General features: G+C 70.8%; 13 protein-coding genes and 1 pseudogene. 7 read left to right on the top strand and 7 right to left on the bottom strand.

Annotation, left to right across the window (positions count from 1 at the left end; translation table 11 throughout):
• Together ACWCQ6_RS33060 and ACWCQ6_RS33055 are read left to right on the top strand one after the other, a co-directional pair.
• Positions 1-345 (top strand): annotated as a pseudogene (locus ACWCQ6_RS33060) (NF041680 family putative transposase); the annotation flags it as partial.
• A gap of 95 nt (positions 346-440) precedes the next feature.
• Positions 441-1,292, top strand: coding sequence for an aminoglycoside N(3)-acetyltransferase (locus tag ACWCQ6_RS33055; protein WP_451095556.1), 852 nt, complete (start codon positions 441-443; stop codon positions 1,290-1,292).
• Between the two features lie 256 nt (positions 1,293-1,548).
• On the opposite strand, the gene ACWCQ6_RS33050 is transcribed toward ACWCQ6_RS33055, so the two are convergent.
• Positions 1,549-2,304 carry an acyltransferase gene (locus ACWCQ6_RS33050; protein ID WP_451095554.1) on the bottom strand — a complete coding sequence of 252 codons (756 nt, stop codon included), beginning with the start codon at positions 2,302-2,304 and terminating at the stop codon, positions 1,549-1,551.
• A 207-nt stretch (positions 2,305-2,511) separates the two neighbouring features.
• On the opposite strand from ACWCQ6_RS33050, the gene ACWCQ6_RS33045 reads away from it, so the two are divergent.
• Entirely contained in the window at positions 2,512-3,042 is a 531-nt protein-coding gene (locus ACWCQ6_RS33045; RefSeq protein WP_451095552.1) for a gamma carbonic anhydrase family protein, read from the top strand.
• Positions 3,043-3,107: 65 nt separating this feature from the next.
• On the opposite strand, the gene ACWCQ6_RS33040 is transcribed toward ACWCQ6_RS33045, so the two are convergent.
• Positions 3,108-3,755, bottom strand: coding sequence for a DedA family protein (locus ACWCQ6_RS33040; RefSeq protein WP_451095550.1), 648 nt, complete (start codon positions 3,753-3,755; stop codon positions 3,108-3,110).
• 158 nt (positions 3,756-3,913) lie between these two features.
• Positions 3,914-4,351: a DUF4442 domain-containing protein gene (locus ACWCQ6_RS33035; protein WP_451095558.1), complete on the bottom strand. Its 438-nt coding sequence runs from the start codon at positions 4,349-4,351 to the stop codon at positions 3,914-3,916.
• A gap of 153 nt (positions 4,352-4,504) precedes the next feature.
• On the opposite strand from ACWCQ6_RS33035, the gene ACWCQ6_RS33030 reads away from it, so the two are divergent.
• Both ACWCQ6_RS33030 and ACWCQ6_RS33025 read left to right on the top strand, forming a co-directional pair.
• Complete coding sequence (locus tag ACWCQ6_RS33030; RefSeq protein WP_451095548.1) at positions 4,505-5,557, top strand: hypothetical protein; 1,053 nt, start codon at positions 4,505-4,507, stop codon at positions 5,555-5,557.
• A 62-nt stretch (positions 5,558-5,619) separates the two neighbouring features.
• Positions 5,620-6,918: an MFS transporter gene (locus ACWCQ6_RS33025; protein ID WP_451095546.1), complete on the top strand. Its 1,299-nt coding sequence runs from the start codon at positions 5,620-5,622 to the stop codon at positions 6,916-6,918.
• Here ACWCQ6_RS33025 and ACWCQ6_RS33020 read toward each other — a convergent pair.
• From ACWCQ6_RS33020 to ACWCQ6_RS33005, 4 genes are all read right to left on the bottom strand, one after another.
• Entirely contained in the window at positions 6,880-7,725 is an 846-nt protein-coding gene (locus ACWCQ6_RS33020; RefSeq protein ID WP_451095544.1) for a spermidine synthase, read from the bottom strand. The genes ACWCQ6_RS33025 and ACWCQ6_RS33020 overlap by 39 nt on opposite strands.
• 22 nt (positions 7,726-7,747) lie before the next feature.
• Positions 7,748-8,593: a patatin-like phospholipase family protein gene (locus ACWCQ6_RS33015; RefSeq protein ID WP_451095542.1), complete on the bottom strand. Its 846-nt coding sequence runs from the start codon at positions 8,591-8,593 to the stop codon at positions 7,748-7,750.
• A 72-nt stretch (positions 8,594-8,665) separates the two neighbouring features.
• Complete coding sequence (gene tuf / locus ACWCQ6_RS33010) at positions 8,666-9,841, bottom strand: elongation factor Tu (RefSeq protein WP_451095540.1); 1,176 nt, start codon at positions 9,839-9,841, stop codon at positions 8,666-8,668.
• 93 nt (positions 9,842-9,934) lie between these two features.
• Positions 9,935-10,072 (bottom strand): hypothetical protein, encoded by a 138-nt coding sequence (locus ACWCQ6_RS33005; protein WP_451095538.1) that lies wholly within the window; start codon positions 10,070-10,072, stop codon positions 9,935-9,937.
• Between the two features lie 181 nt (positions 10,073-10,253).
• Between ACWCQ6_RS33005 and ACWCQ6_RS33000 the strand changes: the two genes are divergently transcribed.
• Both ACWCQ6_RS33000 and ACWCQ6_RS32995 read left to right on the top strand, forming a co-directional pair.
• Positions 10,254-10,964, top strand: a complete 711-nt coding sequence (locus tag ACWCQ6_RS33000; RefSeq protein WP_451095536.1) for a TVP38/TMEM64 family protein — start codon at positions 10,254-10,256, stop codon at positions 10,962-10,964.
• Positions 10,965-11,175: 211 nt separating this feature from the next.
• Positions 11,176-12,048: an undecaprenyl-diphosphate phosphatase gene (locus tag ACWCQ6_RS32995; RefSeq protein WP_451095534.1), complete on the top strand. Its 873-nt coding sequence runs from the start codon at positions 11,176-11,178 to the stop codon at positions 12,046-12,048.
• The last annotated feature ends 414 nt before the right edge of the window (positions 12,049-12,462 follow it).

The following is a 12,462-nucleotide window of genomic DNA, read 5'->3' as shown; positions in this document are numbered from 1 at the left end:
AAGATCCGCACCCCTGAAGCCGCCGACCGCTGGACCTGGCTGATCGTCGCCGCCTTCACCCAGCTCCGGCTCGCCCGCCCGCTCGCGGCAGACCTCCGAAGGCCGTGGGAGAAACCGACCCCGCCGGACAGGCTCACCCCCGCACGCGTCCGCCGCGACTTTCGGCACCTCCGCCCGCAAGCCGCCTGCCCAGCCGGAGCACCGAAACCCTCCCGCCCCGGCCCAGGACGGCCACCAGGCCGCAAGAACACGCAACCCACCCCACGCCACGACGTGCACACCACCGGCAGAACAGACACGAGACAGAAGAAGCCAACGCCCCCACGACCACGCCGTACTGGTTAAAGATCAAGTTAGGGAAGCCCGCCAGGCGCACCCTTGTCCCTCGTCCGGATGTGCGTGGTGTCGCGCCCGGCGCCCGGCTGGGAGAATGGCGGGCTGTGACCACTACCACTGCGCCGTCCGTCACCCACAGCCGGAGCGGGCTGGCCGGGCAGCTGTACGAGCTCGGTGTGGAGCCCGGCGGTGTCCTTCTGGTGCATGCCTCGATGCGCGCGGTGGGCCCGGTGAGCGGCGGGGTCCACGCGATGGCCGGCGCGTTGCGGGATGCCCTCGGGGCACACGGCACGCTCGTCGTCCCTGCCTTCACTCCGGAGAACTCCGATACGTCTCCGCACTACCTCGACCGGGTGCGTGGCCTCGACGACCGGGCCCGGGAGGCGGTACGGGCGAGCATGCCGCCCTTCGATCCGGCGACCTCGGCCGCACCGTCGATGGGCAGCCTCGCCGAGGCGGTGCGGCTCAGCGCAGGTGCGGCGCGCAGCGGCCATCCGCAGACCTCCTTCGCCGCGCTCGGCCCGCCGGCCCGGAACCTGCTGTCGGGTCACCGACCCGACTGCCACCTCGGCGAGGACTCTCCTTTGGCCCGCCTCTACGACCTGCGGGCCCAGGTGCTCCTGCTCGGCACCGGATTCGACACCTGCACCGCGTTCCATCTCGGCGAGTACCGGGTACCCGCCCCGCCCCGCCGGAGCTACCGCTGCGTGGTGACGGCCGGGGGACGCCGCCAGTGGTGGGAGTACGAGGACGTCGCCCTGGACGACAGCGACTTCGCGGCCCTGGGCGCGGCCTTCGTCCGCGCGCACGACGCCGCGGCCGTGCGCACCGGCCCGGTCGGCTCGTCGACCAGCCGCCTCTTCCGCATCACCGACGCCGTCGACTTCGCCACGCGCTGGCTGAGTTCCCACCGGGCCGTGCCGCCGGTGCGGGCCCTGTGCCACTCGCCCGGCTGAGAGCCCCGGCGCAGGCAATCGGCGGTCGCCCTCTCAGTTCCTGATGATGAATGATCTGCTCGGCGGCACAGCCGCCCCAGTCCGAGGACACCGCTGCGGCGAATGGCGCGGTGAACAGGTCGAGGCGGCCGGAAGCCGGGCCGGCATTGCCGGAGAGGCCGATGGCAGCGCGCATGCGTACCGCGCCGACAGCGCCCACGCGGCCCTCGGCCGGCCGTCTCCCCGCCCGGGTCGCTGGGCGTCGCCGAGGCCGGGGTCAGCCGGCGGACGGGTCCTCCGTCTCGCCCGGCTCCGCCAGGGCCAGCAGCTGCTCGGGGGTGACGCCCGCAGGAATCGGCACCGGCGCGGGGGTGCGCAGCGGCGGCTGCCAGCCCTTCTCGGCGTCCCAGCTGCGTACGACACGGGCAGGGGCACCGGCCACCACCGCATGGTCCGGCACCTCGCCCCGCACCACCGCCCCCGCGGCGACCACCACGTTGCGGCCGAGCACGGCGCCCGGGAGGATCACCGCTCCGGTGCCGATCCAGCAGCCGGGCCCGATGGCGACCGGCTCCATGCGGGGCCACTGCCGGCCGACCGGCTCGTGCGGATCGTCGTAACTGTGGTTCGTCGACGTGATGTAGACGTACGGACCGCAGTACGTGTCCGAGCCGATGGTCACCGTGGTGTCGGCTACCACATGGCTGCCGCGGCCGAGCACCACCCCGTCCCCCAGGGTCAGGATCGGATCGGGGCCGAGGTCGAGGTCGGGCATGAGTCCGGCCGTCAGCGTGACCTGCTCACCGATCACACAGTGCGAGCCGAGCTCGATCCACGGCTCGCCGAAGACCGTGCCCTGCGGGAAGGCCAGCCGCGTGCCCGGGCCGATCCGGCGGAAGCGCAGCGCGCCCGGGCGGTCCGCGGTGACCGCGCCCGTCTCCTGCAGCCAGCGCCAGCCGCGGTGGACGGCCCGGGACAGGGCGCGCCGCCGCCAGGCGGCAAGGGAAGAGAACGCGTTCCTGTTCGTCGGCACTCGCTCACGGTAGTCGGCGGCGCCCGGACCGATCACCGCGGCAACCTGTGATGTTCACCCCACTCGGCCGCGTTCCACCGGCCGTCACATACCGTCTCTCCTACGCGATCGGCATCTCCTACGCGATCGACGCGGTCGAACAGCCGTGGCCACCGCCGGGACCGGACGACCGCGGCCGCACGACACCTGAGCACGGAGGAACGGGCGATGGCAGAGCAGGCGTTGATCATGGGAATGGGCGGCAAGGAGCCGGACATCGACACGGAGGCCTTCACGGCACCGACCTCGGTCGTCATCGGTGAGATCACCCTGGCCGCGGGCTCCAGCGTCTGGTACCACGCCGTGCTGCGCGCAGACTGCGGTCCGATCGTCATCGGGGCCGACAGCAACATCCAGGACAACTGCAGCGTCCATGTCGATCCCGGCTTCCCCGTCACGGTCGGCGAGCGCGTCTCGGTCGGGCACAACGCCGTGCTCCACGGCTGCACCATCGAGGACGACGTCCTCGTCGGCATGGGGTCCACCGTCCTCAACGGTGCCCGCATCGGCGCCGGTTCACTGATCGCGGCACAGGCACTGGTCCCGCAGGGAATGCAGGTGCCCCCGGGCTCGCTGGTCGCCGGAGTCCCCGCAAAGGTCAAGCGTCGGTTGACCGAGGAGGAGCTCGAAGGCATCAAGTTCAACGCGGTGGGCTACGTGGAGCTGGCCAAGGCGCACCGCCGGGCCCACGAGGGCTGAGCGAAGAGAGCCGGTAGCGGGCGCCCGTCGGGTCCGCTGCGCCCGCGCCGTACCGTCGCGTCCGGTCAGTCCGCGGCCGGCACTGTCGCCGAGGTGGGCGACATCCGCTCCGCCGCCTTCTTGGCCCGGTTCTTCATGATCAGCATCGAAGTGACGCCGATCAGCACCGCTGCCACGAGGCCGAGGTAGGAGAACCGCTTGAGCCAGGCCTCGGCGACGACTCCCACCGAGTAGATGACGGCCGTGGTGCCGCCCGCCCAGACGATGCCGCCGAACACATTGGCGATCAGGAACTTCCAGTAGGGCATGTGCAGTACGCCCGCCAGCGGACCGGCGAAGATCCTCAGCAACGCCACGAAGCGGCCGAAGAACACCGCCCACATGCCCCACTTCTGGAACGAGCGTTCCGCCATTGCGATCTGGCTCTCGCCGAAGTGCTTGGGGAACTTCCCGCCGAGCCAGGCCAGCATCGGCCGGCCGCCCTTGCGGCCGATGGCATATCCGATCGAGTCGCCGATGATGGCACCGGCCGAGGCGCAGGCGCCGAGGATCCACGGGTTGATTCCGTCGTGCCCGGCGGCCAGGAGTGACGCGCTGACCAGCACGATCTCGCCCGGCAGCGGAATGCCGAGGCTCTCCAGTCCGATGACCACGCCCACCAGGGCATAGACGCTGACCGCGGGGATGGTCTCCAGCCATTCCTGGATGTGCAACGCCGATCCTCCCGTTAACCGAATGTCCGTTGCCCGCCGGGCAACTCCTCGGCGCACGGCGGGAAGCCTACCTGTCCTGCCATCCGGGCGAACAGCACGAAGAGCCGCCACGCGCCCAGTTGTTGGGGCGTGACGGCTCTTCGCGGAGCCGGCCGGGATCAGGCGTTGGGACGCAGCGTCCAGACGACCGTCATCTCACCGGTCACCGCGCCGTCGGCGCGCCGGATCTCGATGACCACGGGGAACTCCGGCCGCCGGCCCGCGTCGAGTTCGGCGACGACCTCGGCCACCGGGCGGCCGAGGGTCGCCGTCGCGGTGACGACACCCTTGGCCAGCTTCTTGTAGCCGATCTCCGCCTTGACCGCCAGCGGCACGGCGCGCGACATCTGGTCGCCGAAGGCGGCGATGACGATCGCCCCGCTCGCCGACTCCGCCAGCGTGAACATCGCTCCGGCGTGCGGTCCTCCGATGTGGTTGTGGTACTCGGCCTGGTCCGGCAGCCGGACCACCGCGCGCTCGGCGGTCGTCTCCAGGAACTCGAGGTTGAGGGTCCGGGCCATCGGAACCGTCGAGACGAGCATCTCGCCGACGGTCATCTGTTCAGCGCTCATGACCAGATGTTACTCATGAGTAGAACTTTTTGACCATTCCCGGACTCCCTCGGCACCCCTCCTTGGTCACATCCTTCACCGTCCGCACACGGGGGCGGGCGTAGCAGCCCGGCCACCACCCCTCTATCGTTACTGGCCATGTGGCCAGGACAGCAGCCGCCCGGGGGCGAGCAAAACCCGCAGGACCAGAATCAGAACCCTTACCAGCAGCCGGGGTACCAGCAGCCGAATCCCTATCAGCAGCCGGGATATCAGCAGCAGGGACAGCCGGGGCATCCGCAGCCGGGACAGCAGCCCGGCTATCCGCAGCCGAACCCGTACCAGCAGCCGACCGCGCCGCAGTACGCGGTGCCCGGTCCGCCCGGTCCGCCGCAGCCCGGCAACAACAACAAGAAGAAGACCACCGCCGTCGCGATCGTCGCGGCCACCGCTGTCGTCGTGGCCGCCGTGGTGACCGGTGTCGTCGTGATGAACAAGGACGACGAGGGCAAGGACGTCGCCGACGACAAGCAGTCCTCGGCGCCCGCCAAGCCGTCCGAGTCGGCCTCCGACGAGGCGAACCCGCGCAGCGACGACGGGGATCCCAAGCCGCTCATCCCCGGGTGGAAGGTCGTCACCAACCCCAAGTGGGGCACGCAGTTCGACGTGCCTGGGGACTGGGAGGTCGGGAGGCCCGGCACAGGCTCGTACTTCGAGGACGAGAAGAAAGGGGACGGCTCGCCCCTCATCCTCTTCTCCGCGCCGGCGTTCTTCCAGAAGAAATGGTGCGTGGACGACCCCGACAAGGACGGCGTCAAGGAGGACATGAGCCTCGCGAGCGCCGGCACCAGAGGCGCCCAGGGCGCCACCGACGCCGCCAAGAACGCCCACAGCGAGGCCGGCACCTGGGTGTGGGCCGCCTACGCGCAGCACATGCCGCAGAGCACCATCAAGTTCACCGAGGCCAAGCAGTACACCACCAAGTCGGGTCTCACCGGCCAGGTCGTCACCGCCACCGCCCCGAACGTCACGAAGAAGGAGAAGTGTGACAGCGACGGCAAGGCCATCGCCTTCACCTTCAAGAACAAGAAGGGTGAGTTCGCGTCCTGGGTCCTGTACGGAGCCGATTCCGTCAAGGACGAACTCCCGGACACGACGATCCAGAAGATCCTCAGCACCGTGCGGCTGGTGGATGTCGTCAAGACCGACTGACCCCTTTCCCCTCCCCCGGAAAACAGTTGGCACGGCGGGGGTTCGGAGGCGATAGTCCCTTGGTGACTGTCGCCTCCGCCCCCGCGTCCCGTCCGCTGCGTCCCGGCCGCAACTACCGTCTGCTGACCGCCGCCGCGATCATCACGGGCCTGGGTACCCATGGCGCGCTGATCGCGGCGGCGTTCGCCGTTCTGAAGGCCGGCGGTGACGGCGGCGACGTCGGTCTGGTGGCCGCCGCCAGGACCGCGCCCCTGGTTCTCTTCCTGCTGGTCGGCGGGGCGATCGCGGACCGGCTGCCGCGCCACCGGGTGATGGTCGCGGCGAACACCCTCAACTGCCTTTCGCAGGCCGCGTTCGCCTGGCTGGTCCTGGCCGGTGATCCGAAGCTGTGGCAGATGATGCTGCTGACCGCGCTGTGCGGCACCGGACAGGCGTTCTTCAGCCCGGCGGCCGAGGGCATGCTGATGTCCAGCGTCAGCCGTGAGCAGGCGAGCCGGGCCTTCGCGCTGTTCCGGATGGCCATGCAGGGCGCGTCGATCGGCGGCGCGGCGCTCGGCGGCGCCATGATCGCGGCGATGGACCCGGGCTGGGTGCTCGCCGTCGATGCCGCGGCATTCGCGGTGGCGGGTGCGCTGCGCGCCTTTCTGGACGTCAGCCACATTCCTCCGCGCGCGCCCGGCGGCGGCCTGCTCGCCGACATGCGGGACGGCTGGCAGGAGTTCGTCGGGCGCCCCTGGCTGTGGAGCATCGTGGCGCAGTTCTCGGTGGTGGTGGCCGCGGTGGGTGCGGCCGAGTCGGTGTACGGTCCGCTGGTCGCCCGGGACGAGCTCGGGGGCGCCCGCCCCTGGGGCTTCGCGCTCGCTGCGTTCGGAGCCGGCACCTTGGGCGGGGCGCTGCTGATGACGCGCTGGAAGCCCCGGCGGCTGCTGCTGGCCGGAACTCTCTGCGTCTTCCCGCTCGCGCTTCCGGCAGCGGGCCTCGCCGTGCCGTTGCCGGTGGGCGCGCTCTGCCTGGTGATGTTCGTCAGCGGGGTGGCCATCGAGGTGTTCGGGGTCTCGTGGATGACGGCCATGCATCAGGAGATCCCGGAGGAAAAGCTCTCGCGGGTCTCGGCATACGACTGGTTCGGCTCGGTGGCGATGATGCCGGTGGCCACCGCGCTCGCCGGCCCGGTGGAGTCGCTGGTCGGGCGGAGCGAGGCCCTGTGGGGCTGTGCGGCGTTGATCGTGCTGGTCACCGGGGCCGTGCTGTTCGTGCCGGAGGTACGCAATCTGACCCGGGCCCCCGCCGGCACAGAGGTGGCGAAGGGCCCGGGACCGGCCTCAGCCGATGCTGAAGGCTCCGTCGGGCGGCTCGGGTGAGGCGACCGCCGCACCGTCGCCGACCGGCTGGGCGGTGCCGGTGAGCCGGTCCAGCGCGGCGCCGTGCTCGACCCTGGCGGGGAAGGCATCGGCGGCGCAGCGGCGGGTCAGCGTCGCGGTGTCGATGGGCCTCGGGGAGGCGACGAGGACGAGGTTGCCGAAGCGCCGGCCGCGCAGCACCGCGGGTTCGGCGATCAGTGCGAGTTCCTCGAAGACGGCCGCGAAGGTGGCCAGTTGGGAGCGGAGGAAGCCGAAGGGCGCACCGTCCGCGAGGTTGGCGGCGTAGATTCCGCCGTCCCGCAGCGACCGGCGGGCAGCCTGCGCGTACTCGACGGTGGTCAGATGGGCGGGTACGCGCGAGCCGCCGAAGACATCCGCGATCAGGACGTCGAGGGAGCCGGGCGCGGTCTGTTCCAGTCTGCTGCGGGCGTCCGCGCCGTGCACGGTGATCCCGCAGCCGTCGGGGACCGGCAGCCGCTCGGCGACCAGTTCGAGGAGCCCGAGGTCGGCCTCGGCCACGTCCTGGCGGGAGCCGGGCCTGGCCGCGGCGACATAGCGGGGCAGGGTGAGTGCACCGCCGCCGAGGTGGAGTACGTCCAGTGGCGCGCCCGGGGCCGCCGCGCAGTCGATGACGTGGGCGAGCCGTCGCGCGTACTCGAATTCGAGGTGGTCCGGCGCGTCGAGGTCGACGTAGGACTGGGGCGCGCCGTCGACGGTGAGCAGCCAGGCCTTGTCCCGGTCCACGTCGGGGAGAAGCCTGGCGGTGCCCTGGTCCACGTCCCGGATGACCGGTATCGAGTCGTTCACTCACCCATTGTGGGGTGCCGGATCAACTGCTCAGGACCGCAGCCACGGATTCGGTGTGCGCCGTCGACTGGGCGAGCCCGGCGCGGGCGGCCGCGGCGCGGCAGCGCGGGTCGAGGGGGTTGCGGCCGAAGGCATTCTTCGCCGCCGCGTCCGGGGTGATGACCTCGACCCGGGCACCGTTCGCGGCAAGCGCGGCGGCCTGCGAACCCGGCGAGGCGATGGCCCTGTTGCCACTGGCCGAGGGGGCGATGACGACGACGCGACCGCACCCGGCGGCGAGCTGGGCGTTGGCCGTGGAGTGCACCCCGCCGTCGATCCAGGACCGCCCGTCGATGCGGACGACGGGCCATACGGCGGGGACCGCGGAGCTCGCGGTGACGGCGTCGGCGAGGGACACCCCGCTGTCCTTGTCGAAGGTGCGGAGTTGTCCGGTCGTGGCGTCGACAGCGGTGACGACCAGGGGCCGCCCCGGCCACTCGGGCGACAGCAGACGGCCCGCGATCGCCGCGCGCCGTTCCTCCGCGGTGACGTCGAGCCGGGCGTTCTGCGCGATCCTGCCCAGCTTCCGGCCGTACGCCTCGGGAGTGCGGGCGGAGAGTACGGCCCCCGCGTAACGCATCAGGGTGAGCATGCCGAGCTTGCCGCCCGTGATGTCCTGCGGGTCGGCGAGCTGGAGTTCGTAGAGTTCGGGAAGGCCGAGCAGTCCGGAGGCCAGCTGTGCGCCGACCATCGCTCCCGCGGAGCTGCCGATGATCAGATCCGCCGCGGAGAGGTCCACGCCCGACTTCGCGAGCCCGTACAGGATCCCGGTCTCCCAGGCACCTCCGGTGACACCGCCGGAACCCAGAACCAGTGCTGTGTCTGTCATGCCGTCAGTCTTGCGCACGGCGGCGGGCCGCCTCCCGTGGGGTACAGGAGGCAGCCCTTGGTGCGTCGCCGTTCAGAGGACGCCGGTGACGGTGCCGGCGCCGACCGTGCGGCCGCCCTCGCGGATCGCGAAGCCGAGTCCGATCTCCAGCGGGACGTCACGGCCCAGCTCGACGGTCAGGTCGACGGTGTCGCCCGGACGCGCCACCGCCACCTCGCCGAGGTCGATGTCGCCGACGACGTCCGCGGTGCGGATGTAGAACTGCGGCCGGTAGCCGGTGGTGACCGGAGTGGTCCGGCCACCCTCCTTCGCCGACAGGACGTAGACCTGCGCGGCGAAGCGCCGGCTCGGTGTCACACTGCCCGGCGCCGCGACCACATGGCCGCGGCGGACCCGGTCGCGCTCCACGCCGCGCAGCAGCAGAGCCACGTTGTCACCGGCCTGGGCGGACTCCATCGGCTTCCCGAAGGTCTCCAGCCCGGTGACGACGGTCTCGATGTCCGGGTCCGGTCCGAGCACCGACACCCGGTCGCCCATGCGGACGGTGCCGCGCTCGACGGCTCCGGTGACGACGGTGCCCCGGCCGGTGATGGTCAGGACGTTCTCCACCGACAGCAGGAACGGCGCGTCGGTGTAGCGGACCGGCATTGGTACGTACGTGTCGACGGCGTCCAGCAGCGCCTCGACGGCCCCGGTCCAGCGCGGGTCACCCTCCAGCGCCTTCAGGCCCGAGACCCGCACGACGGGCACACAGTCACCTCCGTAGCCGTGCGCGGAGAGCAGCTCGCGGACCTCCAGCTCGACCAGGTCGGTCAGCTCGGGGTCGCCCGCGTCCGCCTTGTTGAGAGCGACGACGATGTGGTCGACACCCACCTGGCGGGCGAGCAGCACGTGCTCGGCGGTCTGCGGCATGATCCCGTCGAGCGCGGAGACGACCAGGATCGCCCCGTCGAGCTGGGCGGCGCCGGTGACCATGTTCTTGATGTAGTCGGCGTGGCCCGGCATGTCGACATGCGCGTAGTGACGGGTGTCGGTCTCGTACTCGACGTGCGCGATGTTGATGGTGATGCCTCGCTGCGTCTCCTCCGGCGCCCGGTCGATCCGGTCGAACGGGACGAACGTGCCGGTACCCCGGTCGCTGAGGACTTTGGTGATGGCGGCGGTCAGGGTCGTCTTCCCGTGGTCGACGTGGCCCATGGTGCCGATGTTGAGGTGCGGCTTGGTACGCACGTATGCCGTCTTGGGCATTGGTCCATTCCTTGGTGTTCGAAGCTGAGAGAGAAGACCCCAGGGCCCGGCCGACCCTCCCCTTGCGGGGTCCGCCGGACTGTCGGGGGAGGGTCAGCTTCGGGCGCCGCCGATGGACGCCGCGGCTGCGGTGAACGCTGCTGCGAAAAGTGCTGCGGTGACGGGGCTCACGGCAGCCTTCGGCGCGTCCGCGACTGCGGACGGCGCTGCGAGGAAGGCGTACCGGAACATGGGTCCGATCATGTCGGACGTACATGGCCGCGTCGAATGGTTTTCGCGCGGACGCCGCAGTCGCGTCAAGGGAGTCGGCCCGCGCCGGCCGCCGGGGCGGGCGCGGGGGCGCCGCCTCGCTGCCCGGCTGCCGCCGCGCCCGTTACGGCGATCGCCCACCGGCGTCGGTTACTCTCCCCGCATGCTCGACCCCGTCCCCGCCGCCCGGCCCGCCACCGGCCTCGCCGTGCGCTGCACGAGGGCGCTGCTCTCGCCCTGGTCCCGGTTCTCGCTGCTCGTGGCCGTACTGCTGGGCGCCGCGGCGACGATGCTCCTCCTCGAACCCCAGCGGCTGATCGCCACCGGCTGGCCCACCCGGCTCAGCGGTGGCGCCCTTGCGGTGATCCTGTTCGGTGTCGCGTACGGCGTGTGCACCGTGGCGTTCGTTCCGCGGCCGCTGCTCAATGTTGCCGCCGGTGCGCTCTTCGGTACGCAGGCGGGACTGACCGCCGCGCTGGCGGGGACGGTGCTCGGTGCGGGCATCTCGTTCGGGCTGGGCCGGGTGCTGGGGCAGGACGCGCTCCGTACGCTGCTGCGCGGGCGGTGGCTGAAGGCCGCGGACGGACAGTTGAGCAGGCACGGGTTCCGTTCCATGCTGGCACTGCGGCTGTTCCCGGGTGTGCCGTTCGCGGCGGCCAACTACTGTGCGGCGGTGTCGCGGATGGGGTATCCGCCGTTCCTGGTGGCCACCGGGCTCGGCTCGATCCCGAACACCGCGGCGTATGTCGTCGCGGGCAGCAAGGCCTCGTCACCGACGTCTCCGGCGTTCCTCGCAGCGATGGGCTTCATCGTGCTGACGGGGCTCGGCGCGGCGGTCGTCGCCTGGCACAAGCGCCACCGCCTGACCGCCTGACTGCCCCGGTGCCCGGCGCCGGGCACCGGGGCGGTGGGCGGCCCGGGGGACGCGTAACGCTGTTCATCTGAGGGCGGTACCCTGCCCGCGACCGACCGAAGATGTCCAGGCCTGTGACGGGCCTGCCCTCAATCGACCGCAATGCGCACGCTGCCGACGGCCCTCGCTGCCGTCGGCCGATGCACGATCACCCCGGGATGGCCAAAGCCCCATGAGCTGGTTCGAATCGTTCGTCCTGGGCCTCGTTCAGGGACTGACCGAGTTCCTGCCGATTTCCTCCAGCGCGCATCTGCGGCTCACCGCAGCGTTCGCCGGCTGGCACGACCCTGGTGCGGCGTTCACCGCCATCACCCAGATCGGCACGGAGGCGGCAGTCCTCATCTACTTCCGCAAGGACATCGTCCGGATCGTCTCGGCCTGGCTCCGTTCGCTGACCGACCGGTCGATGCGCGGCGACCACGACGCCCAGATGGGCTGGCTGGTCATCGTCGGATCCATCCCCATCGGCGTGCTCGGTGTAACGCTCAAGGACCAGATCGAGGGCCCGTTCCGCGATCTGCGGCTGATCGCCACCACGCTGATCGTGATGGGCGTCGTCCTGGGGATCGCCGACCGGCTCGCCGCCCGCGACGAGGTGGGCGGGAAGCACCGGGCCGCGAGGGAGCGCAAGACGCTCAAGGAACTCGGTGTGAAGGACGGCCTGATCTTCGGTTTCTGTCAGGCGATGGCGCTGATCCCGGGTGTCTCCCGCTCCGGAGCCACCATCAGCGGCGGACTGCTGATGGGGTACACCCGCGAGGCTGCGGCCCGGTACTCCTTCCTGCTCGCGATCCCGGCGGTGCTCGCCTCGGGGGTCTTCGAGCTGAAGGACGCGGGTGAGGGACATGTGTCGTGGGGGCCGACGATCTTCGCGACGGTCATCGCGTTCGGTGTGGGGTACGCGGTCATCGCCTGGTTCATGAAGTTCATCACGACCAAGAGCTTCATGCCGTTCGTCATCTACCGGATCATTCTGGGCATTTTGCTCTTTGTCCTGGTCGGTGCGGGAGTCCTGAGCCCGCACGCGGGCGAGTCTGCCGGATGATCCACTCTCTACTTCTATTCTGATCTAGCGCTTTCTAGCATTGCCGTGCATCTACGCGTCGTGATCGTCTCCCACTCGTCTCCCAGTCTTCTCCCGCTTTTCTCCCGCACAGGAGGCGGACGAACAGGCGGCACGGTCGTACGCTGTCGCAAAGTCTGGGAGCAACAGCAGCGGGCCCGCACAGCCGGAACTGTGCGGGCCCGCTGCTGTTGCCAGGTCAGGGACGCCAAAAGGGCGGTCGCCTCGCCCGTCGCACGTCTTCTCCGCCGCTGCGCTCAACCTCATCCGCCTCGATGCCTGGTGGAACGGCCACCCGCTCGATCAAATCCGGCCGGCCCTGGAGGACACTTTCCCAAGTCGAACTCGCGACGGCCGAGTGGGTCGACTGGTACTGCCACCGCCGACTCCACGGTG

Source organism: Streptomyces sp. NPDC001880, from assembly GCF_053594575.1.
Note: the sequence above shows the minus strand (reverse complement) of the source record. Positions and strands in the feature narration are given on the sequence as shown.

Excerpts from the sequence above, each read along its gene's own strand:
- ACWCQ6_RS33045 (WP_451095552.1), top strand. The coding sequence starts at position 2,512 with ATGGCAGAGCAGGCGTTGATCATGGGAATGGGCGGCAAGGAGCCGGAC.
- ACWCQ6_RS33035 (WP_451095558.1), bottom strand. The coding sequence starts at position 4,351 with ATGACCGTCGGCGAGATGCTCGTCTCGACGGTTCCGATGGCCCGGACC.
- ACWCQ6_RS33030 (WP_451095548.1), top strand. The coding sequence starts at position 4,505 with ATGTGGCCAGGACAGCAGCCGCCCGGGGGCGAGCAAAACCCGCAGGAC.
- ACWCQ6_RS33015 (WP_451095542.1), bottom strand. The coding sequence starts at position 8,593 with ATGACAGACACAGCACTGGTTCTGGGTTCCGGCGGTGTCACCGGAGGT.
- tuf (WP_451095540.1), bottom strand. The coding sequence starts at position 9,841 with ATGCCCAAGACGGCATACGTGCGTACCAAGCCGCACCTCAACATCGGC.
- ACWCQ6_RS33005 (WP_451095538.1), bottom strand. The coding sequence starts at position 10,072 with ATGTTCCGGTACGCCTTCCTCGCAGCGCCGTCCGCAGTCGCGGACGCG.
- ACWCQ6_RS33000 (WP_451095536.1), top strand. The coding sequence starts at position 10,254 with ATGCTCGACCCCGTCCCCGCCGCCCGGCCCGCCACCGGCCTCGCCGTG.
- ACWCQ6_RS32995 (WP_451095534.1), top strand. The coding sequence starts at position 11,176 with ATGAGCTGGTTCGAATCGTTCGTCCTGGGCCTCGTTCAGGGACTGACC.